The organism is Phytohabitans rumicis (genome assembly GCF_011764445.1).
Lineage (GTDB): Bacteria > Actinomycetota > Actinomycetes > Mycobacteriales > Micromonosporaceae > Phytohabitans > Phytohabitans rumicis.
The window spans coordinates 3,728,057-3,751,892 of the sequence record NZ_BLPG01000001.1 but is presented as its reverse complement, the minus strand read 5'-3'; the positions used below and the strand labels follow the sequence as shown (position 1 = coordinate 3,751,892).

The following is a 23,836-nucleotide window of genomic DNA, read 5'->3' as shown; positions in this document are numbered from 1 at the left end:
CTCCCCGGTGTGACCCGCAGCGCACCGGGGCCTGGCCCCTCCGCCGTAGTCCTGTCACTCTCCGGCGGAGGGGCCCCTTGCCCCTTGGCTGTTGATCATGAACTTGTCCGCATCTTGAACACCCTTTCGCGCGGACAAGTTCATGATCAACTTTCTGTGGCGGCGGCACCGCCCGCGCGGCGGCGGCGTCGGCGGGGCGAGGGGTGGCGGGAGCCGCGTCGGTCGGCGCGTCGGCCGCCTGCGGGGCGCCGTCGGCGACCACTTCCCCGGCCCGGCGGCGCCTGCGCTGGCGGCGAGGCGCTTCGGGGTCGGCCGAAGCGGTCCCCTCGGCGGTAACCGGGTCGCGGGCTTCCGTCGTACCCCCTCGGGAGCGGGACCGGCCGCGGGCGGCGACCGGGGCGCGGCGGCGAGTCCCGCGGCCCCGTCCGCCCAGGTCTTCCTCGACCTCGGCCGAGAGGCCGGCGCGGGTGCGCTCGGCCGTCGGCAGCGTCCCCGACACGTCGGTGGGGATGTCCAGGTCGGCGAAGAGGTACGGCGACGTGTGGTACGTCTCGGGCGGCTCGGGCATCTCCAGCCCCAGCGACTTGTCGATCAGTCGCCAGCGGGGCATGTCTTCCCAGTCGACGAACGTCACGGCGACGCCGCTCGCGCCCGCCCGGCCGGTGCGGCCGATGCGGTGGGTGTAGGTGTCCGGATCTTCCGGGCAGTCGTAGTTGATCACGTGGGTGACGCCGGAGACGTCCAGGCCGCGGGCGGCCACGTCGGTGGCGACGAGTACGTCGATCTTGCCGGCCCGGAACGCCCGGAGCGCCCGCTCGCGCGCGCCCTGGCCCAGGTCGCCGTGGACGGCAGCGGCGGCGAACCCGCGGAAGTCGAGGTCTTCGGCGACCCGGTCGGCGGACCGCTTGGTGCGCGTGAAGATCATCGTCAGCCCGCGTGCATTGGCCTGCAGGATCCGCGACACGACCTCGATCTTGTTCATCGGGTGGGTGCGGTAGGCGACCTGCTTGGTCAGCGGGGACGGCCCGGTCTCGGCCGTGTGGCCGGCGTGGATCGTCACCGGGTGGCGCAGGAAGCGCCGGGCCAGGGTGACGATCGGATCGGGCATCGTGGCGGAAAAGAGCATGGTCTGCCGGTCTTCCGGCAGCATGGCCAGGATCTTCTCGACGTCGTCGAGGAAGCCCAGGTCGAGCATGCGGTCGGCCTCGTCGAGCACGAGCGCGTGCACCCGGTCGAGGCGAAGCTTCTTCTGCTTGGCCAGGTCCATCAGGCGGCCGGGCGTGCCGACCAGGATCTCCACGCCGGAGCGCAGGGCCTCGACCTGCGGCTCGTACGCCACGCCGCCGTAGATCGGCAGCACGCGCACGCCGCGGGTCTTGCCGGCGGCGGCGATGTCCTTGGCGACCTGGAGGCCCAGCTCGCGGGTGGGTACGACGACGAGCGCCTGCGGCACACCGTCGCTGCCCTCGCCGGGTGCGAACACCCGCTGCAGCAGCGGCACGCCGAAGCCCAGCGTCTTGCCGGTGCCGGTGGGTGCCTGGCCGATGAGGTCGGTGCCGCGCAGCGCGATCGGCAGCGCGTACTCCTGGATGGCAAAAGCCCTGGTTATGCCGACCATTTCGAGCGCCTCCACCGTCTCCGGGCGGACGCCCAGGTCGGTGAAGGTGGGGCTGTCGGGTCGAACGGGAGCGCGGGTAATGGTTTCTTCGGTTTCGCTCATGGAGTTTTGGGGGTGCCCTCTCGTGGTGCGCCCCATTCACATCCAAGGGCGCTCAATCGGTATGGCGCGGGCCACACGCGATAACAGTGGTCGATGCGATCGCGGGCCGCACGCGTGCCGCTGGCTGGGGTTGTGTTGATCTTTGGTCAGCGGCGACTGGCGCAATGTTACCTGACATGGGCGAAGCGTGCTCAGATTGTGTACGGTGCGCTCGTGTCCGATGTCTCAGAGCCGAGCCCCGCGGTCGTCGAACTGCTCGGCATGATCGCGTACGCCGAACTGCTCGCGTTCGATCGGATGGCCGCCGACGCGCGGCTCGCCCCGGACCTGCGCCGCCGTGCGGTGCTCTGCGAGATGGCCGCGGTCGAGATCATCAACTACCGCCGGCTGGTCGGGCGCCTCAGCGAGTTGGGCGCGGACCCGGAAGAGGCGATGACGCCGTACGTCGCGGCGCTGCAGGAGTACCACGAGCTGACCGAGCCGAAGGACTGGCTGGAGGCGCTCACGAAGGCGTACGTCTGGGACGGGATCGCCGACGACTTCTTCCGCGAGGTGGCCACGTTCCTCGCCCAGGTGGACCGTGACCTGGTGCTGGAGGTGCTGCACGACTCGCAGTACGAGGACTTCGCGGCCACCGAGATCCGGGCCGCCATCGCCGCGGACCCGAAGGTCGCCAACCGGCTGTCGATGTGGGCCCGCCGGCTCGTCGGCGAGGGGCTCACCCAGGCTCAGCGGATGGCTGGGGAGCGGATCGCGCTGACCATCCTGATCGTCGAGGGCTCGGGTGACCAGGCGGGCGTACAGGCGCTTTTGAAGCGGCTGACCGCGGCGCACACGGCACGCATGGCCGCGGTCGGCCTCAACAATTAGGGCGTGTCTGGTGGATCTTGTGGGTGCGAGGCGAGGTCCAGGCGGCGTCCGGTAGTGCCGGGCGGAAGGTCGCATACCGGTGTTGTATGTGGCCTTCCGCCCGGTGCCGCTGGTCGTCGTCTGGGCCCGCCGCAGCCCCACAAAGATCCACCAGACACGCCCTAACGCGCGGTGAAGCCCACGGCCCGCGGCGACGCCTCGGCGATCTCCACGTATGCCACCTTGCCGACCGGCACGATGACCCGCCGGCCCTTCTCGTCCGTGAGCGACAGGACGCCTTCGGTCTCGATCGCGTCGGTCACGATCTTTTCCACCTCGGTCGGCGTCTGCGCGCTCTCGATCACGAGCTCGCGCGCTGCGTACTGCACGCCGATCTTGACCTCCACGTGACCCTCCTCAGTCGCGGCGAAAAATCCGCCGGTGCAACGTTAGCCGACTGCGCGACCTGGACCTCAGGTTGGCTCGCCCTGCAACGGGAAGCCCGCTATGCCGCGCCAGGTCAGGGCCGCGAGCAGCGCCTCGGCCTCCGCCTTGGGCACCTGCCGGCCGGCCGCCAGCCAGAACTGCGCCGCCGTCTCGGCCGCGCCCACCAGCCCGGAGGCCAGCAGCTCGGCCCGGGCCCGGCTCACGCCCGTGTCGGAGATGATCGTGTCGGTGATGGCCGCGATGCAGCCGCTCTCGACCCGCTCCACCCGCTCGCGTACGGCCGGCTCGTTGCGCAGGTCCGACTCGAAGACCAGCCGGAACGCCTCGCTCTCGTGGTCGACGAAGTCGAAGTACGCCTGCACCGCGCCGCGTACCCGGTCCTTGTTGTCGTTAGTGGCGGTCATCGCGCTCTGCACCTTGGCCACGATCGCGTCGCAGTGCGTGTCCAGCAGCGCCAGGTAGAGCTCCAACTTTCCGGGGAAGTGCTGGTAGAGGACCGGCTTCGACACGCCCGCCCGCTCCGCGATGTCGTCCATCGCGGCGGCGTGATAGCCCTGCGCGACGAACACCTCCTGCGCCGCCTCGAGGAGCTGCTTGCGCCGTGCGGAACGGGGTAGGCGCGTGGGCCGCCCCGTCGCCGGCGCGCTGCCCGACCCTACGGCCATGCCGTCACCTCGACTTTCACGTCTTTCTCCGTTGAGCTTTCTTTGAGGTCCGGCTAAAGCGACGGAACGGGTAAACATCGACCGACCATCGAACTAGCCTGACGTTGCGGCTTATCGCCACTGTCAGCACACGGTAGCCTCAGCGGGGGCAACCGAGGAGCGCACGGTGGACGAAACAGGGCAACCCGGTGGCGTCACGCCGGGGGAGAACGGTAACGGCGCAGGTCCGCGCGGTGATCGTGCCGGACGTGCCGACAACACCGGTCAGGCCAGGCTCAACGGATGGGCCGCGGCCGACGCGGTGTGGTCGAACGCTGGCGCCGCGCTGGAGCCAGGCCCGGAGCCGATGCCGGGAAGCTGGCCCAGCACCCGGGGTTGGGCGGACGTGTCCCCCCGGTACGCCGACCTGCTCTCGCCGCTGAGCCCGGCCGGCGCGCCGGTCTCGCCCCCACCCATGCGCGCGTCGGGCATCAACGGTTCGACGTACGACGAGCCGCCGCCCGCCGAGTCCAACCCGGTCGCCGTCCGGGTGCCGGCGAGCGCCCCGCCGTACCCCTATGAGGGTGACCTCGAAGACGCGGCCCGCCTCCCGGTGCCCGTCGAGCGCCCGACGCCGCCCATCGAGCGGGACGCCCTGACCCAGGCACCGATGCCGCTGCCGCGCGAGGGCGCCCGGCACGGGGCCGACGACGCGACTCCCGCGGGCGGCGTGCCGCTGACCCGCCGGCAGACCCCGACCACCCCGACTCCGCCGCCCAGCCCCGGGTACGACGTGCCGCCCGGCTTCCAGCCGCAGTCGTACGACCGGCCGATGTACGACACGTCGATCTACGAGCGGCCGCAGGCGGTGGCCCCGCCGCCGCCCCCGCCTCTGCCGCCCCCGGCCCCGCCACCACCGCCCGTACGGTCCGCGACCTGGGCGCAGGAGTGGCCGCAGCCCGAGCGTGCGCCGGAGCCGCCGCGCCCGGAGCCGGGGTTCGTGCCGCCGAGCCCGCTGCCCGCGCAGCAGGCCCCCGCCCCGCCCAGCCCGTCGCCCGCGCCCCGCCCGCCGGAGCCGGTGGCCGACGTGCTGCCGCAGCGGGTGCCGGCCGAGCCGGACGTGCCCACCGTGCCGGAGCCGCCCACCACCGAGCCACCCGCCGACGGACCCGATCTCACCCGCATCTGGAGCCATCTGCGCCGCGACGACGTGCAGCCGCGTGAGCGTCCCGAGGGATTCGACGTCAAGGCGATCCTCGCCGCCGTACGAGGGGTCGAGGGGGTGCGCGACGCCTCGCTGCGCACCACGAACGCCGGAGCCCACAGCCTGCGCCTGGACCTGGCCGACGGTGCCGACCCGGCCGACGTGAGCCGGATCGTGGCCCGCCTGTTGCAGGACCGGATGGGCCTGGCCGCCGCGCCGACGTCGCCCGAGCCCAGCCGCCCGGTGACGGCGCGCGCCGAGGTGCCCGCGCAGCCCCGGCAGCCGGCGTCCGCGTTCTCCGCACTGCGGGCCGCGTCGACGGGCGAGGAGGAGCGCTCCCCGGGACGGCCCGCGCGGAGCGGACGCCGGTCCCCGCCGAGGCGCCCCGCCGCCGGGCGCGCCGGGCCCAGGAAGAGAGCGAGAGCACCCCGTACCCGATGGGCCAGAGCAGTCCCGCGGAGCCGGCGCCGCCGCGACCGCTGAACCCGGGGGCCCGTCCCGGCCCGCGCGTGGTGATCGACGAGGTCCAGGTCAGCACGTTCGGGCTGGACGCCACCGTCGAGGTGCGGCTGGCGGCCGACGAGCGGCGGGCCACCGGCCGGTCCAACGGCCCGGCGGTCGACGCGTACGTGCTGCGGCTGTGCGCCACCGCCGCGGCGTCCGCCGTGGACGACCTGCTGAGCACCGCCGAGCAGGTGGGCGACCGGGGAAGTGCTTCGTCGAGCACGCCGCGGTCGTGCCGTTCGGCAGCTGCGAGGTCGCGGTGGCCGTGGTGCTGCTGGTGTGCGGCGGGTGGGTCGAGCAGCTCGCCGGCTCCGCGCTGGTGGCCGGCGACCCGCGCCAGGCCGTGGTCCGGGCCACGCTCAACGCTGTCAACCGAAGACTTGAGGCGCTTCTCGCATGATCGCGGCACAATTGATCGATGAAGCGCGCGTTGCTCGGAGCGGACGACCTCTTCCCGCTTGACCGGGTGCCGCCGCCCTGGCCGGGTCGATCGGTGCTGGTGGACGGTTCCGCCACGTATGTCCGGGATACGCCCGGGACCGCCCCGGGCGCGGAGCCGGCGCTCTACGTGCACGGCCTGGGCGGGTCGTCGACCAACTGGACCGACCTCGCCGGCCTGCTGTCGGACCGGCTCGACGGGCAGGCGATCGACCTGCCGGGGTTCGGGCGCAGCGAGCCCGCCCGCCGGTACACGGTGGCGGCCCTGGCCGACCGGGTGATCCGCTGGATCGAGCACTCCGACCGCGGCCCGGTGCACCTGTTCGGCAACTCGCTGGGCGGGGCGATCTCCGTACGCGTGGCCGGCACCCGGCCCGACCTGGTCCGGACCCTGACGCTGGTCTCGCCGGCGATGCCGTTCCTGGACCCGCGCCGTTCCACCCAGGCCCGGGTGCTGCCGCTGCTGGCGCTCCCGCGGGGGAGCGGCTGGCGGCCACCCTGCTGGCGCGCATGACGCCGGAGGAGATGACCGATCAGGTGATCGAGGCGTGCTTCGCCGACCCCAGCCGGGTCCTCGACCAGCGCCGGGCCGAGGCGATCGAAGAGCTGAAGATCCGGTACGAGCTGGACCACTACGTCGGGGCGTACCTGCGCACGCTGCGTGGGCTCGTGTCGAGCTTCCTGCGGGCGTACCTGCCCGGCTCGGGCTCGCAGTGGCGGGTCGCATCCCAGATCACCGCGCCCACGCTGGTGATCGGTGGTCGCCAGGACAAGCTCGTGGACATCCGGGTCGCGCCCCAGGTGGCGCGCGTGATCCCGGACAGCCGCCTGCTCATCCTCGACGGCGTCGGCCACGTCGCGCAGATGGAGGTCCCGCGCCTGGTGGCACGCGCGGCGGTCGCGCTCCTGGACGAGCTGGGCCGGCCGGCGGACGCCCGGCCGGCACGTCGCACCCGCGCCTCCCGGCACCCCGGGTCGCACCGGCGTGAGGGCGGTCCTCGGGTTGATCGCCGGGCTCGCCGTGGTGGCGGGCATCGCGCTGCTCGGGGCGTCCATTCCCCGCCTGACCGCGCGGGAGGCCACGCCGGCGGCCGTGGTGCCGGCTTCTCCTAGCTTTGGTCCGAGTCCGAGTCCGTCACCCACCGTCTCGCCCAAGCCCGCGCCACCCGTCCTGCGGCTCTCGGGGCCGATCCCGTCGTCCGGCTCCGGCATTTTCGAGTACGGCGTGGAGCAGGGCGAAGTGCTGGGGCGCACCGGTCGGCTGTACCGCTACCGGGTCGCCGTGGAGCCGGAGACGGGCGAGGACGTCGAGGAGTTCGGTGCCGCCGTCGATGCCGCGCTGGGCCACGTCGGCAGCTGGATCAGCGGCGGGCTGCGCATGCAACGGGTGCCCAGCGGGCAGGCGCACGACTTCACCGTGCACCTGGCGACCCGGGAGACCTCCGGGCGGCTGTGCGCGGCCGGCGGGGTCAACACCAACATCAACGGGCGGCCGTACACGTCGTGCCGGATCGGCGCGAAGGTGATCATCAACCTGGACCGCTGGCGGCTGTCGATCGACGAGTACGTCGCCGCGAAGGTGCCGCTGGCGGCGTACCGCCTCTACGTGGTCAACCACGAGGTCGGGCACCGGCTTGGACACCGGCACGAGCTGTGCCCGGGTGCCGGGCGGCCGGCGCCGGTGATGATGCAGCAGACGATCAGCCTCAAGGGCTGCGTGGCCAACCCGTGGCCGTACCTGAACGGCCGCCGGTACGCCGGCCCACTGAAATAGCGCACTAAATCCAGACAAGTCGGCGCGGCGGTCCGGGCTGGCGGGCGGTGTCGCTGGCACCCTGAGTGGACCATGACGACCCGTGTGTCCCCTGTTGGCCCGGCGAGGGCTCGTCCGGACGAGGCGCGCCCCCGCGTGGAGGCCCGCAGGATCGCGCACGATCGGATGCGGCACCGGCGGCGGCGCAGCGCCGTGCTCCTGCTGCTGGTGGCGGCGACCGGGCTGATCGGCATCGACCTGGCGCGGGATCGCACTCCGGCGCCCGTCTTCACCCAACCGACCCCGACCCCCGCCGCGACCACCGTCGCACCGCTGGTCCCGGTGGTGCTGCGGCCGTCGCCATCGTTGTCCCCGACCCCGTCTGCAGCGCCCAGCTTTCCGGTCACCGGGCCGGGCACGTTCGCGTACGCCGCCGGCAGCGGGCCCCTACTCGGTACGGGCGGCATGCTGCGCCGCTTCCGGATCGCCGTGGAGGAGACGGTGGGCCAGGACCCGGACGCCTTCGCCGGCGCGGTGGACCGGATCCTCGGCGACCCGCGCAGTTGGATCGCGGCGAAGCAGTTCCGCCTGCAGCGGGTGCCGAAGGGGATGGGTGCGGAGTTCACCGTCTACCTCGCGACGCCGGCCACCTCGGAGCGGATGTGCGCGGCCGGCGGGCTGGACACCGAGCAGTACACGTCGTGCCGGCTTCCCGGGCAGGTGATCATCAACCTGGCGCGCTGGCTCACCGCCGTACCGGACTACCGGGCGCCGATCGCGGACTATCAGGCGTACGCGATCAACCACGAGGTGGGCCACCAGTTCGGGCACGGGCACGAGGCATGCCCGTCGCCGGGCGCGCCCGCCCCGGTGATGCAGCAGCAGACGCTCGGGCTGCGCGGCTGCCTGGCGAACGGCTGGCCGTACCTGGACGGGCGGCGGTATTCGGGCGCGCCCGTCCCGTAGTGGGCCACGTCATTGCTGTGGTGGGTCGCCGCCGAGCAACAATGGTCCGGTTACCGCTCTCAATCGATCCGGGGAGTCCACCGTGTCGCTGCCCCCGCTCGTCGAACCCGCCGCCGAGCTCACCGTTGACGAGATCCGCCGCTACTCCCGCCACCTGATCATCCCGGACGTGGGGGTGGACGGGCAGAAGCGGCTGAAGAACGCCAAGGTGCTGTGTGTGGGCGCCGGCGGTCTCGGGTCGCCCGCGCTGATGTACCTGGCCGCGGCCGGCGTCGGCACCCTCGGCATCGTCGACTTCGACACGGTCGACGAGTCCAACCTGCAACGGCAGATCATCCACGGCCAGTCCGACATCGGGCGCCCCAAGGCCGAGTCGGCCGCCGCCTCCGTGCGCGAGATCAACCCGTACGTCAACGTGGTGATCCACAACACCGCGCTCGACCGGGAGAACGTGCGAGAGATCTTCTCCCAGTACGACCTGATCGTCGACGGCACCGACAACTTCGCCACCCGGTACATGGTCAACGACGCGGCCGTGCTGCTCGGCAAGCCGTACGTCTGGGGCTCCATCTACCGGTTCGATGGGCAAGCGTCGGTGTTCTGGTCTGAGCACGGTCCCTGCTACCGCTGCCTCTACCCCGAGCCCCCGCCGCCCGGCATGGTCCCGTCCTGCGCCGAGGGTGGTGTGCTCGGCGTGCTCTGCGCCTCCATCGGCGCGATCCAGGTCACCGAGGCGATCAAGGTGCTGACCGGTATCGGCGAGCCGCTCGTGGGCGGGCTGATGGTGTACGACGCGCTGGAGATGACGTACCGGAAGATCAGGGTCCGCAAGGACCCGAACTGCGCGCTGTGCGGCGAGAACCCGACGGTGACCGACCTGCTGGAGGACTACGAGGACTTCTGCGGTGCGGTGTCGCCGGAGGCCGAGGAGGCGGTGGTCAACTCGACCATCACGGCTCGGGAGCTCAAGGAGTGGCAGGACGCCGGCAAGGACCTCTTCCTCGTCGACGTGCGCGAGCCGGCCGAGTACGAGATCGTGCGGATCCCCGGCGCCACGCTCATCCCCAAGGGCGACATCCTGGCCGGGGAGGCGCTGGCCCGGTTCCCGCAGGACCGGCAGATCGTGCTGCACTGCAAGTCCGGCGTACGGTCGGCCGAGGCGCTCGCCGCGCTCAAGGCCGCCGGTTTCAAGGACGCCGTACACGTCCAGGGCGGCGTCCTATCCTGGATCAAGCAAATAGACCCGTCGCTGCCGTCGTACTGACTGGACCTCTCTCCGCGGCCGCCGCGGTGCGACCCCCTCTCCCCGTCGATCAAGGGCAAACGGTCGTGGTTTGATCTCCAATCCACGACCGTTTGCCCTTGATCGACGCGAAAGTCCTTGATCGCGGAGCGACGGGCTCGCAGGGGCGCCGGGTGGTCAGTTGACCTTGGCTGACCTACCGAGGCGTAGCCGTTTGGGCGGCTGTAGCGTGTCGCCCGTGGTCGACATGGACGGCGCTATTGGGTTCGTCGTGGCCCGCGGCGACGCCGTGGACCGCGCACGGCTGTCGTTCCTGCGTACGGGGGCCGCGCCGAGCCAGGAGCTCCTCACCACCGCCGAGATCGGCCAGGCCCCGGACGGCGGCTGGCCGGCGCTCTGGGGCGGCGAGATCGCCTCCGTCGACGCCACCTGCTTCCGCCTCGCCGAGCTCGACGACCTTGGCGCCCTGGGCCGGCCCGCCGCCCGCCGGGCCTTCGACTGGCTGGCCAGCCGGCAGCGCGACAGCATGTGGGAAGAGGACGAAGCGCTGGCCGCCGAGGCGCCTACATGGGCAAAACCCGGCGACCCGGAGGCGCGGCTCTACCTGACCGCCAACGCCGCGTTCTGGCTCAGCGTCGCGCCCGCCAAGTACGAGGATCAGCTGCGGGCGGCCGCCCAGGCGATCGCGGCGCATCTCGGCGCCGACGGAAGCTGGCCGTCGTTCCTGGTCAGCGCGTGGCTCAGCGCCGCCGTACTGCACCGGCAGGACATGTTCTACGAGGCTGCCCGCATCCAGATCATGCTCGGTGACCGGCTGCCCCAGATGACCCCGGCCGACGTGGCGGCGATGGCGTGCACGCTGCGCCGGGTGGGCGTGGCCGCCGAGGACTGGCTCCTGGTGGCGGCCCGGCGGCGACTCGCCGAGACCCAGCGCAGCGACGGTGGCTGGCCGAGCGACGACGGGCCGGCATTCGACGTACACACGACGCTGGCGGCGATCCGCGCCGCTCGCTGAGGCGCGGCGGGCGCTTGGGCTCGCGGGGTCTCGCCGATCAAGGACTTTTGCGTCGATCAAGGGCAAACGGCCGTGGTTTGGAGATCAAACCACGACCGTTTGCCCTTGATCGACGCCAAGAGGGGGCCCTGGACGAGGGGCCCGCTACGAGCGGACGTGGCCTTCGCCGGTTACGACGTACTTGGTGGAGGTTAGTTCGGGGAGGCCCATGGGGCCGCGGGCGTGCAGCTTCTGGGTGGAGATGCCGATCTCGGCGCCGAAGCCGAACTCGCCCCCGTCGGTGAACCGGGTGGACGCGTTGACCATCACCGCCGCCGCGTCGACCCGAGCCGTGAACTCCCGAGCCGCCCCCACGGACTCGGTGATGATGGCTTCGGTGTGCTGCGAGCCGTACCGGCGGATGTGCTGGACCGCGGCGGGCAGCGAGTCGACGACGGCGGCCGATATGTCGGCGGACAGGTACTCGGTCCCGAAGTCCTCGTCGGTCGCCGGCACCACCGCGTCCGAGTAGGACCGCACCCGGTCGTCGCCGTGCACGGTCACCCCGGCGTCCGCGAAGGCGGCCAGCATCCGCGGCAGGAACGCGTCGGCGACGTCGGCGTGCACCAGCAGCGACTCCGCGGTATTGCAGGTGGACAGCCGCTGGGTCTTGCTGTTCAGCGTCACGGCCAGGGCCTTGTCGAGGTCGGCGGCGGCGTCGACGTACACGTGGCAGTTGCCCACGCCGGTCTCGATCACCGGCACGGTCGACTCCTCGACCACCGCCTTGATCAAGGAGGCACCGCCGCGCGGGATCAGCACGTCGACCAGGCCGCGGGCCCGCATCAGCTCCTTGACCGAGTCGCGGGTCGTCGCGTCCAGCAGTTGGACCGCGTCGGCCGGCAGGCCCGCGCCCGCGATGGCGTCCCGGAGTACGGCGGTGAGCGCGGCGTTCGACTTGGCCGCCGACGAGGAGCCGCGCAGCAGCGCCGCGTTGCCCGACTTGAGGCAGATGCCGGCGGCGTCGACGGTCACGTTCGGCCGGCCCTCGTAGACGATCCCGACCACTCCGAACGGCACCCGGATCTGCCGCAGCTCCAGCCCGTTGGGGAGGGTCGAGCCGCGTACCACCTCGCCGACCGGGTCGGGCAGGGCGGCCATCTGCCGCAGCGCGTCGGCCATGCCGGCGACCCGCCCGTCCGTGAGGGTGAGGCGGTCGATGATCGCGTCGGTGAGGCCGCCTTCGCGCGCCGCCGCCACGTCCGCCGCGTTGGCCTCAAGGATTTCCGGGGTACGGCTGAGCAGCGCGTCGGCCATCGCCCGGAGCGCGTTGTCCTTGGCGGCTCGGGTCGCGGTGGCCAGTTCGGTGGCCGCCTCGCGGGCCAGCCGTGCCTGCTCGTTGACTGTTAGCAAGGGACCCCTCCTATGCAGAAATCGATAATAAGGTGCCCTTCCTTGCAGCTCACAGGAGGACGAGGTCGTCGCGGTGGACTACCTCGCGCTCGTACGCGGGGCCTAGCGCCGCCGCCAGCTCACCCGTCGAGCGGCCGAGTAGCGACGGCAGCTCGACCGCGTCGTAGTTCACCAGCCCGCGGGCCACAGGGGCGCCGGAGGCGTCGACCAGGTCGACCGGGTCGCCGGCGGTGAACGCGCCGTCCACCGCCGTGATGCCCGCGGGTAGGAGCGACTTGCGCCGGGCCACCACCGCCTGCACCGCGCCCGGGTCGAGGTGCAGCCGGCCGCGCGGCGAGGTGGCGTGGGCCAGCCAGAAGAGGCGGGCGGTGGGCCGCTGGCGTACCGGATGGAAGAGCGTGCCCACCTCGTCGCCGGTCAGGGCCGGGGCGGCGAGCGGCGCGGCGGTCAGCACGACCGGGATGCCGAAGCCGGTGGCGATCCGGGCGGCCTCGACTTTGGTGACCATGCCGCCGGTGCCGACGCCGGCCTTGCCCGGTCGGCCCAGCGTGATGCCGGCGAGATCCTGCTCGCTCCGCACCTCGGCGACCTTGCGGGTGTCCGGGCGCGCCGGGTCGCCGGTGTAGAGCGCGTCCACGTCGGAGAGCAGGACGAGCAGGTCGGCGTGGACGAGCGCGGCGACCAGGGCGGCGAGCCGGTCGTTGTCGCCGAAGCGGATCTCCTCGGTGGCGACCGTGTCGTTCTCGTTGACGATCGGCACGACCCGCATGTCGAGGAGCTTGCGCAGCGTCCGGTACGCGTTGCGGTAGTGCGCGCGCCGGGTCACGTCGTCGACGGTGAGCAGCACCTGGCCGACGGTGAGGCCGTGGCGGGCGAAGCTGGCGGCGTACCGGCCGATGAGCAGGCCCTGCCCGACGCTGGCCGCCGCCTGCTGGGTGGCGAGGTCGCGCGGTCGCCGGGGGATCGACAGCGGCGCGAGGCCGGCGGCGATCGCGCCGGAGGAGACGAGGACGACCTCTCGGCCGTCGCTCGCGAGGGCACCCAGCACGTCGGCGAGGGCGTCGACACGAGCCGTGTCGAGCCCTCCGGCGGCGGTGGTCAGCGACGACGAACCGATCTTGACGACGATCCGCCGGGCTGAGGTGACTGCTTCGCGCACCCACCCATTCTCCATTGCCAGATGAACCCTAGGCTGGCGCCCGTGACCCCGGAGGAGTACGTCGAGGCGGTGCTGGCCTTGGTCGAGCGGATCCCGTCGGGGCGGGTGATGTCGTACGGGGCGATCGCCGACTACCTGTCCGACCGGTCGGGGCGCTCCTCCGCGCGGCTGGTCGGCACGATCATGGCCAGGTACGGCGGGCCCGTGCCCTGGCACCGCGTGGTCAACAACGCCGGCCGCGTGGTGCCCGGACACGAGCTGGAGGCGATGGCCCGGCTGATCGGCGAGGCCACCCCGATGCGCAACGGCCGGGTGGACATGAAGCAGGCCGCCTGGATGCCGGACTAGCCGATCGCGCCGACCCCGCCCCGGCGCGGGTCGCCGGCGGCACCGGCACGCCCCACCGCGCTGACGCCGCCGAAGTAGTGGTTCATGTCCGGCCACTGGTTGATCTCGTAGCCGGCGTCGCGCAGCGCGTCCAGCTCGTCCGCCGGGTAGCCGAGCTCGGCGTGCACGGTGTTGTCGACCACGTGGAAGCGCGGGCGGGCGATGGCCGAGGGCATGTCCAGGTCGTCGACCAGCACGCCCAGCAGGGTGTCGACGAGGGCGGTGCGGATCCGCGACGCCCCGGCCGAGCCGGCGGCCGCCACCAGGTCGCCGTCGTCGTCGACGACCACCAGCGGGCACATCATCGACTGCATCCGGCGCCCCGCCACGAGGTCCGGCGTGATCAGTTCGCCCTCGCCGAGCATCGAGTTGAGGTTGATGCCCAGCCCGGGTAGCCACACGCCGGCGCCGATGCCGAGCGTGGTGGTGATCACGCAGGCGTCGCCCTCGCGGTCCACCACCGAGATGTTCGTCGTGTCGCCGAGCCGCTGCCGGCCGTACGTGCGCAGGGCGTTGGCCACCGCGACAGCGCGGGCGGGACGGGTCATCTCGCCCAGGTCCGGGGGTAGCGCGGCGAGCGTGTCGATGGTGCCGTTGAGGTCGTGCCGGGCGTACACGTGGTAGCCGCCCAGCAGCGCGTGCCCCACGTCCAGCTCCAGCACCCGGTACGCGGCCAGGTCGGCCGGGCCGATCACCCCGCCGACCGCGCGTACGGTGTCGACGAGCAGCTGCCCGTAGCGCCCGGTGTAGAAGACCGCCGGCCCCTCCTCGGCCAGCCCGTCCAGGGCCTTGTCGAGCCCGGGATGGTGCAGCAGCTCGCCGCCCAGCAGCAGGTGGCCGCCGGGCGCGTAGATCTCCGCACCCTCCCCGGGCAGCAGCGCGGGCGCGACCGAGACCAGCGTGCGGGCGTGCGCCGCGGGCAGGACCACGCCGCTGCGGGCCAGCGTGACCGCCGGCTCGACGACGCGCTGCCAGGGCAGCCGGCCCCAGCGCCGGTGCACCTCGCCGCAGCCGGCCGGCACGCCGGGCACGCCGACGCTCGCGCCCCGATCGAGTACGTCTGCGGCACGCCGCCGAACGTCACCTCGATGGGGACCATCGGGCCCGGGGGATGTCGCCATCCAGCCCCGGCACCGAGCAGAAAAAGTCCAGACACGTCACCGTCTGTGTCGACGCGTCGTAATACGTGGCGAACCCGCCCCCACCGATCCCGGTCAGGATGCTCTCGCTGGTTGAGGTCGCGAGGACGGCGGCGACGGCGGCGTCCGCGGCCGAACCCCCGGCCGCGAGGATGCGCAGACCCACCTCGGCGGTGGCCGGGTGGTTGGCGGCGACACCGGCAGGCACCCGCATCGCCTCCTCTCGAGCCGGCGGCGCGATCCGGGCGGCCGTCGGAGCACTAATACTCACGCGCCGCAGCGTAGAACCATCTGTTGAAACGCGTGGCCTGATGGATAACATCCGCGCCCATGAGCGACGGGTTGCCGCGCAGGATCCACGTCGGATACGCACTGGGTTCGCTGGCCACAGGAACGTTCGGCACGGTGCCTGGGCTGCTTCTGCTGCCGTATCTGACCGACACGCTGGGCGTGGCGGCCGGTGTGGCGGGTCTTTTGGTGCTGGTGCCCAAGGCGTGGGACGTGCTCGTGAACCCGGTCGCCGGGCGCATCTCGGACCGGTGGGGCGGCCGGCGGCCGTACCTCCTGGGTGGTGGTTTGGCCCTTGCTGTGCTCTTCGCGGCGATCTTCGCCGCGCCGTACGGGACCGGCGCGGGCGCCGCGGCCTACGTCGCGGTGGCGTTCCTGGCGACCGCGACGGCGTTCGCGTTCTTCCAGGTGCCGTACGTGGCGATGCCCGCGGAGATGACCGACGGGTACGCGGAGCGGACCCGCATGATGACGTGGCGGATCGCGTTCCTGGCGCTGGCGATCCTGGTGTCCGGCGCGGTGGCCCCGCTCGTGGTGAGCGCGGGCGGCGAGGGCATCCCGGGGTACCGCTGGATGGGCCTGTTCAGCGCCGGGATGATCGTGCTGGGCGCGCTCGGGGTGTACTTCGGCACCCGGAGCATCCCCGCCGGGCCGGTGCGGGAGAGCGAGCCGAGCCTGCGCGCCCAGCTCGCGGTGGCGACCGGCAACCGGCCGTTCCGGCTGCTGCTGGTGTGTTTCGTGATCCAGGCCGCCGGGATCGGCACCATGCTCGCGGGGGTCAAGTACTTCGCCGATCACGTGATCGAACGCCCCGACGACGGCCCGACCGTGCTCTTCGCGTGCTTCGTCGGGCCGGCGTTGCTGGTGATGCCGGTGTGGCGCCGGGTGGGCCTGCGGGTGGGCAAGCTGCGGTCGTTCGTGTCGGCCTCGTTGATCTTTGCGGCGGGCGCGCTGCTGCTGGTCGCGGCGCCGGCCCTGCCCGCGGTCGCCGTCTACCTGGTCGTGGCCGCGGTCGGCTGCGGGTACGCCGGCCAGCAGGTCTTCGCCATGTCGATGTTGCCGGACTGCATCGCGTACGACACCGTGCGCACCGGCCGCCGGCAGGCCGGCGTCTTCACCGGCCTGTGGACGGCCGGGGAGACCCTCGGCCTCGCGCTCGGCCCTGGCATCTACGCGCTGGTCCTGCAGCTTTCCGGGTACGTCTCGTCGGCCAGCGGCGAGGCGGCGGCGCAGGACGGCACGGCTCGGCTGGGCGTGCTCCTCGGCTTCACCGTCCTCCCCGCCGTGGTGGTCGCGCTGCCGGTCCTGGTGATGCGCGGCTACGACCTGACCGAGGAGCGCTTGTACGGTGACGTCCATGTCGTTGCCGAGGGACGGCCTGCCGGCTGAGCAGGTGCTGGAGGAGATCCGGGCGCTGCGCGCCGCCGACCGCCCGACCCACGGCGGCCGCCTCTTCGCGTACGTCTACGACCCGGGCCTGCCCGGCCTCGACGCGCTGGCCCAGTCGGCGCACGAGGAGTCCGCGCACGTCAACGGCCTGGACCCGACCGCGTTCCCGTCCCTGCTGGCGATAGAGAACGTCCTGGTCGGCGCGGCGGCCACGCTGCTCGGGGGCGGGCCCGAGACGGTCGGCAGCGTGACCGGCGGTGGCACCGAGTCGCTGATGCTGGCGGTGAAGGCGGCCCGGGACGGCGCACCGTCCCGGCAGCCGCGCCTGGTCGTGCCGGCGACCGGGCACGCGGCCTTCGCCAAGGCGGCGCACTACCTGGGCGTGGCGCTGGACGTCGTACCCGTGTCGCCGCAAACCCTGCGCCCGGCGGTGGCCGACGTCGCGGCGGCGATCGGCCCGGACACGGTGCTGGTGGCCTGCTCCGCGCCGTCGTACGCGCACGGCGTGGTCGACCCGGTGGCGGGCATCGCGGCGGCGGCCGCGGAACGCGGGGTCCGCTGCCACGTGGACGCCTGCTTCGGCGGCTGGACGCTGCCCTACCTGCGGCGGCTCGGTGTGGACGTGCCGCCGTTCGACCTGTCCGTCCCCGGGGTCACGTCGATCTCGGTGGACCTGCACAAGTACGCGTACGCGCCGAAGGGCGTCTCGGTCCTGCTGCACCGGGACGCCGACCTGCGCCGGCCGCAGTACTTCGCGTACGCGGACTGGCCCGGCTACCCGATGGTCAACCCGGTGATCTCGTCCACCCGGTCGGGCGGGCCGATCGCCGCCGCGTACGCCGTGCTGCGGCACATCGGCGACGAGGGCTACCTGGCGCTCGCGGCGCGTACGTGGGAAGCCGTGCGCGGACTGGCCGCCGCGGTGTCCGCTGTGGACGGATTGCGCCTCGTCGCGCCGCCCGAGTCCACTGTGGTCTGTTTCACCTCGGACGTTCTCGACATCTTTGTCCTCGCCGACGAGTTGGCCGCCCGTGGCTGGCACACCCAACCGCAGTTCGCGTACGGCGAGCTGCCGGCCAGCATCCACCTCACGGTGACCCCGTCGGTGGCGCCGCGGGTGGGCGAGTTCGGTGCGGACCTGCGCGACGCGGCGGCGGCCGCCCGCGCGGCCGGCCCGGTCTCGCTCCCGCCGGTGCCGCTGGACGCCCCGCTGCCCGCGCTGCTGGCGGCCCTCGGTGTCGGCCCCGGCGGTCTGCCGGAACGGATGGCGACCATCAACACCCTGCTCAACGCCGCCCCACCGGCCGTACGCGAGGCGCTGCTGGTGGACTTTCTCGGCCACTTGCAGCGCCCCGCGTACTGATCACTTGCGGCGGTAGTCGAACGAGAGGCGGTTGTTCGCCTTGGCGAGGTCTGGCACGAACGTCCCTACGGCGTTCATCCCGGACACCTGCACCGTGGCGGTGCCGTTGAACGGCGCGGTCGCCTCCATGCTGAACTCGAACACGCACGTCCGCCGCTCGCCGGCGTGGACGATGCCGAACAACTGGCAGCGAGGTCCGGGCTCCACCTCGCCCTGGCAGGTGTCCCATCCGGTGCCCTCGTGCCGCACCTCGCGGTCGAAGCCGAAGGTCACGTCCACCCGCTCCGCGTCTTGCGGCCCGAGGTTCCGGACGTTCACGGTGATGGTGCCGTGCAGGCGGCCGTCCGCGGCGTTTGGGGTGAGCACCAGGTCGGTCACCTCGACGGACAGGTCGGTGGAGTTCGGGTTGCCGGTGAACGCGGTCGGCCAGCCCGTCTGTTGGAAGCCGGTGCCGTTCCACACGTACGTCCGCGTCTGCTTCTGTATCTGCTCCTCGTCCACGTCGCAGCACGGCTGGACGTCGCCGACCTGTACCCGGACCGTCCGCGGTCCCGAGACGGCGGCCTCGATGAGCCAGCCGATCTCGTCGCCGGTGCGCACGACCTGGCCGAGCGTCACGATCCGGCCCGCCTTGTCGCGGTCGAACACGACCACCTGCTGCATGTCGGTGTTGCCGGGCGAGCAGGCGAGCGTGGCCACGGTCTCCTCGGCGCCGTCGCCGTCCGCGTCCCCGTGGATCACCGCCCCCAGCCACGGCTTGCTGGAGGTCTTGCTCCCGGCCAGTCGAACGTTCTTCGTCAGGCACGACGCGGGGGCGCCTGACTGCCACCGCGGAAGGGTCACGGTCGCCGCGAGCAGTTGCGCCCGGGAGATCCGGCCGTCCGGCACGGCCGATGGGGTGGCCGGTGGAGTCGCCGTCGGGGTGGGAGGCACGGAGGGCGTCGGTGACCCCGACTCGGCGGGCGCCGGCCCGGGGTGCGAGTCGCGGCTGAGGGCGGCGAAGCCGGCGACCGGCGCGACCACCAGCACGACGGCGACGGCGGCGAGCGTGGCGGCGGTGACCTGGCGCCGGCGGCGCACGGTGATCCGGACCGCCCCGGGCCCGCCGGCTCGATCTCCGGCGTGAGGTCCGCGCGGTACTGGGCGAAGATGTCATCAAGCTGGTTAGTCACGGCGGCTCTCCTCCGTGTGCTCGGTCAGCAGCGTGGCGAGCGCGGCTCGGCCGCGGTGCAGCCAGGACTTGACGGTGCCTTCGGCGACCCCTTCCTGGCGGGCGATCTCCGCGACGGACATGTCGGCCAGGTGGTGCAGCACGACGGCGCGCCGCTGGTTCTCCGGCAGCCGGGCCAGCGCGGCGGTCAGCGCGACCCGGTCCGGGTTGGGCCCGGCCACGTGCTCTTCGCGCTGGTGCCGCAGGTACGCGCGGGCGGTACGGAGCCGGCGCCACCGGCTGGCCGCGAGGTTCCAGGCGACCCGGCGCACCCAGGCGACCGGGTCGTCGTACCCGATGATCTTGCTCCACCGCGCGTACGCCCGGCAGAACGCCTCCTGGACCAGGTCCTGCGCCTGAGCCAGGTCGCCGGTGTACGCGGTCAGCTGCACCGTCATCGCCCGGAAGTGGGCGTGATAAAAGCCGTCAAAGTCGATCTCGGTCATTCCCCGTCCCACATCCGGCGGTGCCCCGTCAAGGCGTGGTGGCGTCGACACCTGCACAGTCCCTCCCCGTGTCAATCCCGTCCTCCTCGTTGAGCGCGCTTAACACGCGTCATCGTTCGGCCGGGTTGCGGGCGCGAGGGCTGTGATTGACTAGTGTCGTGCAGTTGCCAGCAGTGCTCGGCGAGCCGATCCGGTTCGTGCTCAACTGGGGTCGGCGCTACTCGCTGTGGGTCTTCAACTTCGGCCTGGCCTGCTGCGCCATCGAGTTCATCGCTACCAGCATGGGCCGGCACGACTTCATCCGGCTGGGCGTGATTCCGTTCGCGCACGGCCCGCGCCAGGCCGACCTGATGGTGGTTTCCGGCACCGTCACCGACAAGATGGCGCCCGCCATCAAACGGCTGTACGACCAGATGCCCGAGCCGAAGTACGTCATCTCGTTCGGCGCCTGCTCCAACTGCGGCGGCCCGTACTGGGACTCGTACTCGGTGACCAAGGGCGTCGATCAGATCATCCCGGTCGATGTCTACGTGCCCGGCTGCCCACCGCGACCGGAGGCGCTGCTGCACGGCATCCTGCGCCTTCAGGAAAAGATCGCGGCGGAGCAGTCCGGCATCGGCGGCGTCGCCCGACCCGACCCGCTCGCCGTGCCCAACGGCCGGGACGTGGAGGCTCTCATGGCACCATCTGTCACGCCCGAGCCCCACCGCCGTGTGGTGCTCCCCGACAACATCGACTGGCACCGCTCGATCCCGGCGCCCCTACCGCCGCCGCTGGGCCCGGACGGCCGGCTCCCGATCACCGAGATCACCGGTGACCGGGCCGGCGCGGGCGCCCCGTTCGGCGACGACCGCGAGCTGCCGCTGCCGCCGGGGGAGCTGGAGTACCTGCACCCCCACCCCGAAGACCGCGACTGAGACGGAGCGGCTGACCGTCCACGCACCTAGCGGCCAAACGTCCACCAACCATGCGGCCAGGTGTCCACGACCCGCGCGGCCAGGCGTCCACGGATTGTGCGGCCAGGCGTCCATAATGGGACGGTGGAGACGCGGAACGAGCTGTTGGTGCGCCATGCCGAAGCCATGGTGGACGAGGCACTGGCGGATACCCGTGTCGTTACGATCAACGGCGCTCGCCAGGTTGGTAAGAGCACCCTTGCTCGGTTGGTCGCCGCCAACACGGATCGGGCGCTGCTGAGGTTTCTCGACGACCCGGCGACCCTCCGCGCCGCGCAGGACGATCCAGCAGGCTTCGTCGATCATGACGGGTTGCTTGTCATCGACGAGGTCCAGCTCAGCCCGGCGCTTTTTCGGTCAATCAAGCTTGCGGTGGACTCAGATCCACGGCCGGGCAGGTTCCTGCTCACCGGATCGTCACAGGTGTTGGCGTTGCGGGATCTCCCGGATGCATTGCCGGGCCGCATGGAGATCATCGAGATGTGGCCTCTTGCCCAGGGGAGATTGAGGGCGCGGCAGACCGATTCGTGGACGCCGCGTTTACTCATGGGTCGAAGTTAAGGTGCGAGTCCGGGCTACGACGTCGGGACTATCTGGACCGAGTCGTGCGGGGCGGCTTCCCGGAGGCTGTTCGGCGACAGCCGCGTAGGCGCCCGGCGTTCTTCGATTCGTATCTCAGCACCCTCGTGTCACGCGACGTGATGCAGCTATCCGCGATCGAGCGTCTCGGGGAGTTGCGGAAGCTTCTCGCTCTCCTCGCAAGCCGAGCGGGAGGCTTGCTCGTGCCGGGTACTTTGTCAGGTCTATCCGGAATATCCAGAAGCACCCTGAATAGATACCTGGATTTGCTCTCCGCCGCCTTTCTCGTCAAGCGGATTCCGGCGTGGGCTGCTGGGCAGACCCAGCGGGCGATCTCAACGCCGAAGCTGGCGTTCGTCGACAGCGGTATCGCCAGTCACCTCCTGGGTCAGGACAGCGGTCGGCTGGCAGAACCCGGCGGCGCGGCGGGGCCGATGGTGGAGAACTTCGTCCTTATGGAACTTGCACGGCAGCTGACCTGGAGCGACCAACGGGCCGAGCTGTATCACTACCGGACGAAGGACGGCACGGAGGTGGACGCCGTGCTGGAGACGCCCGACGGCCGAGTCGTCGCGATCGAGGCGAAAGCAGCGGCGACGGTCCGTACCGAGGATCTGGCCGGCCTTCGACATCTTGCGACGCGGCTCGGCGAGCGTTTCGTCGCGGGCTTCGTGCTGTACAGCGGCCAACAGACGCTGCCGTTCGGTGATCGGCTTCGGGCGATGCCGATCGAGTCACTGTGGACCGTCGAGCCCTAGGGATTTGTGAACGTTAGACGCCGGGGAGTTTGCCGTTGCGGAAGAGGTCGACGAAGATCTGGTGGTCCTCGCGGGCGCGTACGCCGTACGTGTGGGCGAACTCGACCAGGTGGTTGACGAAGCCGTTGGTGTCCTTGTCGACGACGGCGACGATCGCCTCCTCGGTGGAGAAGTCGACGAGGTCGTGACTGGACTCGTCGTCCGCGACCGAGTGCATCCGGGCGACCGCGCGCCCGAGGTCGCTGACCACGCCGGCCAGCTCGTCCGGCTCGTTGACGTCGGCCCAGTCCAGGTCGGCGGCGTACGGGGAGACCTCGGCGACGAGCTGGCCCACCCCGTGCAGCTCGGTGTAGCCCAGCCACGGGTCGGCGTGCGCCTGCAGGGCCCGCTGCGACTCGGCCGTACGGTGGCCCTGGTGCCGGAAGTAGCCGCGCACCTTCTCGTCGGCGATGTGCCGGGCGACCGCGGGCACCTGGGCCTGCTTCATGTAGATGACGACGTCGTTCTCCAGGGCCTGGGTGTGCCCCTCCAGTAGCAGGTTGTACGACGGCAGCCCGGCCGAGCCGATGCCCACGCCCTTGCGCAGCACCACGTCCTTGATGTGCGCGGCCACCGGGCGCAGGGCCGCGGTCGCCTCCGGCAGCGTGCCCAGGTACGCCTCGAACGCCGCCACCACCGTGTCCCGGGTCGCCGCGTCGATCTCGTACACGCCATCGCCGAGCGAGAAGCGCCGGTCGTAGTTGTCGATCGTGGTCTGCTCCTTGAGCAGGTCGACGCGGGTGTTGAGGCGCGCCTGCTGGAGCACCGTACGCAGCACACCGTCCGCGTTCTCCAGGGTGATCGAGCCGATCGCGTCGTCACCGCCGGCGGCGATGGCGCGCAGCTCGGTCAGGTACGCCGTCGCGAAGCGGGTCACCAGGTCGCTGATCACCGCGTCGGAGAGCGCCTTCGCGTACCCGATGAGGGCGATGCTGGCCGAGAAGCGCTTGAGATCCCAGGAGAACGGGCCCACGTACGCCTCGTCGAAGTCGTTCACGTTGAAGACGAGCTGCCCGGACGAGTTCATGTAGGTGCCGAAGTTCTCCGCGTGCAGGTCGCCGTGGATCCATACCCGGCTGGTCCACTCGTCGAGGAACCGGTCGTCGGCGAAGTCGCCGGTCATGTCCGCGTAGAAGAGCGCGGCGCTGCCGCGGTAGAAGGCAAACGGTGAGGCCGCCATCTTGCGGAACTTGCGGCGGAAGGCGGCGGGGTCCTGGGCCATCAGCTCGCCGAACTCGGCCAGCAGCACGTCGACGATCCGGCTCGCCCGCTGATCAGTACTCATGCAGGGCAGGCTAGTCCGGTGTCGCCAGCCGGATGAGCTCCTCGACCTCGGCTTCGAACAGGAGGGCGGGGTCGAACCCCATCAGGGTGAAGTGGCCCTCGACCTCCAGGCTGACCACGCCGTGCATGCGGGTCCAGCAGACGATGCCCAGCCGCCGCACCGGACCGGCGACCTGGGCGTCCAACTCCGGGTAGCGGGAGACCGGTGCCAGCGCGGCGATCGGCTCCAGGAGCACGCTCATCGTCCGGATCGCCGCATCCCGGGTGTGCTCCGGTGCCACGTACCCGGGCACCGGCGTGCCGAAGAGCAGCAGGTACCGGTGCGGCTGGGCGAGTGCCCAATCCCGGTACGCGCGGCCCAGCACCCGGATCCGGTCGGTGGGCGGGGCCCCGGCCGCCGACGCCGCCGCGGCCTCGATCGCGTCGGCGAGGTCGTGGTACCCGTCGCTGATCAGCTCGGTGAGCAGCTCGTCGCGCCCGGAGAAGTACCGGTAGAGCGCGGGCCCGCTCATGCCCAGTTCCTTGCCGATCGCGTTCAGCGACAGCGACTGCGGGCCGGCGGCGGCGATCTGCCGCAGGGCCGCGGCCTTCGCCTCCTCGCGGGTCTGGGCCCGGAGTCTCTCCCGGCGGGTTGCGCTCTCCATGCGTGAGAGTCTAACCTGAG

Annotated in this window: 22 protein-coding genes and 3 pseudogenes; 14 read left to right on the top strand and 11 right to left on the bottom strand. The window is 71.9% G+C overall.

The window, feature by feature from the left end:
* Window positions 1–146: 146 nt before the first annotated feature.
* Window positions 147–1,720: pseudogene (locus tag Prum_RS16575) on the bottom strand (DEAD/DEAH box helicase).
* 213 nt (window positions 1,721–1,933) lie between these two features.
* On the opposite strand from Prum_RS16575, the gene Prum_RS16570 reads away from it, so the two are divergent.
* A complete protein-coding gene (locus Prum_RS16570) occupies window positions 1,934–2,590 on the top strand; it encodes a ferritin-like fold-containing protein (RefSeq protein WP_246277926.1) in 657 nt (218 codons plus the stop codon).
* 161 nt (window positions 2,591–2,751) lie between these two features.
* On the opposite strand, the gene Prum_RS16565 is transcribed toward Prum_RS16570, so the two are convergent.
* Together Prum_RS16565 and Prum_RS16560 are read right to left on the bottom strand one after the other, a co-directional pair.
* Window positions 2,752–2,976: a DUF3107 domain-containing protein gene (locus Prum_RS16565; RefSeq protein WP_173077375.1), complete on the bottom strand. Its 225-nt coding sequence runs from the start codon at window positions 2,974–2,976 to the stop codon at window positions 2,752–2,754.
* A 66-nt stretch (window positions 2,977–3,042) separates the two neighbouring features.
* On the bottom strand, window positions 3,043–3,681 hold the full coding sequence (locus tag Prum_RS16560) for a TetR/AcrR family transcriptional regulator (protein WP_173077374.1): 639 nt from the start codon (window positions 3,679–3,681) through the stop codon (window positions 3,043–3,045).
* A 166-nt stretch (window positions 3,682–3,847) separates the two neighbouring features.
* On the opposite strand from Prum_RS16560, the gene Prum_RS16555 reads away from it, so the two are divergent.
* The 7 genes and pseudogenes from Prum_RS16555 (at window position 3,848) to Prum_RS16530 (ending at window position 10,783) form a co-directional block, all read left to right on the top strand.
* A complete protein-coding gene (locus Prum_RS16555) occupies window positions 3,848–5,347 on the top strand; it encodes a hypothetical protein (protein WP_246277925.1) in 1,500 nt (499 codons plus the stop codon).
* Between the two features lie 253 nt (window positions 5,348–5,600).
* Window positions 5,601–5,768: a hypothetical protein gene (locus Prum_RS51595; protein ID WP_246277924.1), complete on the top strand. Its 168-nt coding sequence runs from the start codon at window positions 5,601–5,603 to the stop codon at window positions 5,766–5,768.
* Between the two features lie 18 nt (window positions 5,769–5,786).
* Window positions 5,787–6,727: pseudogene (locus Prum_RS16550) on the top strand (alpha/beta fold hydrolase); the annotation flags it as partial.
* Window positions 6,728–6,791: 64 nt separating this feature from the next.
* Window positions 6,792–7,580, top strand: a complete 789-nt coding sequence (locus Prum_RS16545) for a DUF3152 domain-containing protein (RefSeq protein WP_246277923.1) — start codon at window positions 6,792–6,794, stop codon at window positions 7,578–7,580.
* A gap of 72 nt (window positions 7,581–7,652) precedes the next feature.
* Window positions 7,653–8,525, top strand: a complete 873-nt coding sequence (locus Prum_RS16540; protein WP_246277922.1) for a DUF3152 domain-containing protein — start codon at window positions 7,653–7,655, stop codon at window positions 8,523–8,525.
* An 82-nt stretch (window positions 8,526–8,607) separates the two neighbouring features.
* The gene (gene moeZ / locus Prum_RS16535) at window positions 8,608–9,789 is read left to right on the top strand and encodes an adenylyltransferase/sulfurtransferase MoeZ (RefSeq protein WP_173077373.1); all 1,182 of its coding nucleotides are present in this window, start codon (window positions 8,608–8,610) and stop codon (window positions 9,787–9,789) included.
* Between the two features lie 217 nt (window positions 9,790–10,006).
* Window positions 10,007–10,783, top strand: a complete 777-nt coding sequence (locus Prum_RS16530) for a prenyltransferase/squalene oxidase repeat-containing protein (protein WP_173077372.1) — start codon at window positions 10,007–10,009, stop codon at window positions 10,781–10,783.
* Between the two features lie 144 nt (window positions 10,784–10,927).
* Here Prum_RS16530 and Prum_RS16525 read toward each other — a convergent pair whose 3' ends face one another.
* Window positions 10,928–12,175 carry a glutamate-5-semialdehyde dehydrogenase gene (locus tag Prum_RS16525; protein WP_173077371.1) on the bottom strand — a complete coding sequence of 416 codons (1,248 nt, stop codon included), beginning with the start codon at window positions 12,173–12,175 and terminating at the stop codon, window positions 10,928–10,930.
* 49 nt (window positions 12,176–12,224) lie between these two features.
* Window positions 12,225–13,334, bottom strand: a complete 1,110-nt coding sequence (proB, locus tag Prum_RS16520; RefSeq protein WP_173077370.1) for a glutamate 5-kinase — start codon at window positions 13,332–13,334, stop codon at window positions 12,225–12,227.
* 42 nt (window positions 13,335–13,376) lie between these two features.
* On the opposite strand from proB, the gene Prum_RS16515 reads away from it, so the two are divergent.
* A complete protein-coding gene (locus Prum_RS16515; RefSeq protein ID WP_173077369.1) occupies window positions 13,377–13,682 on the top strand; it encodes an MGMT family protein in 306 nt (101 codons plus the stop codon).
* On the opposite strand, the gene Prum_RS53835 is transcribed toward Prum_RS16515, so the two are convergent.
* Together Prum_RS53835 and Prum_RS53830 are read right to left on the bottom strand one after the other, a co-directional pair.
* Window positions 13,679–14,752 (bottom strand): gamma-glutamyltransferase, encoded by a 1,074-nt coding sequence (locus Prum_RS53835; RefSeq protein ID WP_281368923.1) that lies wholly within the window; start codon window positions 14,750–14,752, stop codon window positions 13,679–13,681. The two genes, Prum_RS16515 and Prum_RS53835, sit on opposite strands and share 4 nt — an antisense overlap.
* Before the next feature lie 49 nt (window positions 14,753–14,801).
* Complete coding sequence (locus Prum_RS53830; protein ID WP_281368922.1) at window positions 14,802–15,131, bottom strand: gamma-glutamyltransferase; 330 nt, start codon at window positions 15,129–15,131, stop codon at window positions 14,802–14,804.
* Between the two features lie 59 nt (window positions 15,132–15,190).
* On the opposite strand from Prum_RS53830, the gene Prum_RS16505 reads away from it, so the two are divergent.
* A complete protein-coding gene (locus tag Prum_RS16505) occupies window positions 15,191–16,537 on the top strand; it encodes an MFS transporter (RefSeq protein WP_173077368.1) in 1,347 nt (448 codons plus the stop codon).
* Window positions 16,506–17,900 (top strand): pyridoxal phosphate-dependent decarboxylase family protein, encoded by a 1,395-nt coding sequence (locus Prum_RS16500; protein WP_173077367.1) that lies wholly within the window; start codon window positions 16,506–16,508, stop codon window positions 17,898–17,900. The genes Prum_RS16505 and Prum_RS16500 overlap by 32 nt, the downstream gene beginning before the upstream one ends.
* Here Prum_RS16500 and Prum_RS16495 read toward each other — a convergent pair whose 3' ends face one another.
* Window positions 17,901–18,980: a hypothetical protein gene (locus Prum_RS16495; protein WP_173077366.1), complete on the bottom strand. Its 1,080-nt coding sequence runs from the start codon at window positions 18,978–18,980 to the stop codon at window positions 17,901–17,903.
* Window positions 18,981–19,064: 84 nt separating this feature from the next.
* Window positions 19,065–19,556, bottom strand: a complete 492-nt coding sequence (locus Prum_RS16490) for a SigE family RNA polymerase sigma factor (protein WP_173077365.1) — start codon at window positions 19,554–19,556, stop codon at window positions 19,065–19,067.
* A gap of 158 nt (window positions 19,557–19,714) precedes the next feature.
* Between Prum_RS16490 and Prum_RS16485 the strand changes: the two are divergent.
* The 3 genes and pseudogenes from Prum_RS16485 to Prum_RS51575 all read left to right on the top strand — a co-directional run.
* A pseudogene (locus Prum_RS16485) lies at window positions 19,715–20,254 on the top strand (NADH-quinone oxidoreductase subunit B); the annotation flags it as partial.
* 342 nt (window positions 20,255–20,596) lie between these two features.
* The gene (locus Prum_RS51580; protein WP_246277921.1) at window positions 20,597–21,073 is read left to right on the top strand and encodes an ATP-binding protein; all 477 of its coding nucleotides are present in this window, start codon (window positions 20,597–20,599) and stop codon (window positions 21,071–21,073) included.
* Window positions 20,995–21,849 (top strand): ATP-binding protein, encoded by an 855-nt coding sequence (locus Prum_RS51575; protein ID WP_503826925.1) that lies wholly within the window; start codon window positions 20,995–20,997, stop codon window positions 21,847–21,849. Before Prum_RS51580 ends, Prum_RS51575 begins: the two co-directional genes overlap by 79 nt.
* A gap of 13 nt (window positions 21,850–21,862) precedes the next feature.
* Here the strand turns inward: Prum_RS51575 and Prum_RS16475 are convergent, their stop codons facing one another.
* Together Prum_RS16475 and Prum_RS16470 are read right to left on the bottom strand one after the other, a co-directional pair.
* A complete protein-coding gene (locus Prum_RS16475; RefSeq protein WP_173077364.1) occupies window positions 21,863–23,173 on the bottom strand; it encodes a DUF2252 domain-containing protein in 1,311 nt (436 codons plus the stop codon).
* 10 nt (window positions 23,174–23,183) lie between these two features.
* Window positions 23,184–23,816 carry a TetR/AcrR family transcriptional regulator gene (locus Prum_RS16470; protein WP_173077363.1) on the bottom strand — a complete coding sequence of 211 codons (633 nt, stop codon included), beginning with the start codon at window positions 23,814–23,816 and terminating at the stop codon, window positions 23,184–23,186.
* Between the last annotated feature and the right edge of the window lie 20 nt (window positions 23,817–23,836).

Excerpts from the sequence above, each read along its gene's own strand:
- Prum_RS16560 (WP_173077374.1), bottom strand. The coding sequence starts at position 3,681 with ATGGCCGTAGGGTCGGGCAGCGCGCCGGCGACGGGGCGGCCCACGCGC.
- Prum_RS16540 (WP_246277922.1), top strand. The coding sequence starts at position 7,653 with ATGACGACCCGTGTGTCCCCTGTTGGCCCGGCGAGGGCTCGTCCGGAC.
- Prum_RS16505 (WP_173077368.1), top strand. The coding sequence starts at position 15,191 with ATGAGCGACGGGTTGCCGCGCAGGATCCACGTCGGATACGCACTGGGT.
- Prum_RS16500 (WP_173077367.1), top strand. The coding sequence starts at position 16,506 with ATGTCGTTGCCGAGGGACGGCCTGCCGGCTGAGCAGGTGCTGGAGGAG.
- Prum_RS16490 (WP_173077365.1), bottom strand. The coding sequence starts at position 19,556 with ATGACCGAGATCGACTTTGACGGCTTTTATCACGCCCACTTCCGGGCG.
- Prum_RS16475 (WP_173077364.1), bottom strand. The coding sequence starts at position 23,173 with ATGAGTACTGATCAGCGGGCGAGCCGGATCGTCGACGTGCTGCTGGCC.
- Prum_RS16470 (WP_173077363.1), bottom strand. The coding sequence starts at position 23,816 with ATGGAGAGCGCAACCCGCCGGGAGAGACTCCGGGCCCAGACCCGCGAG.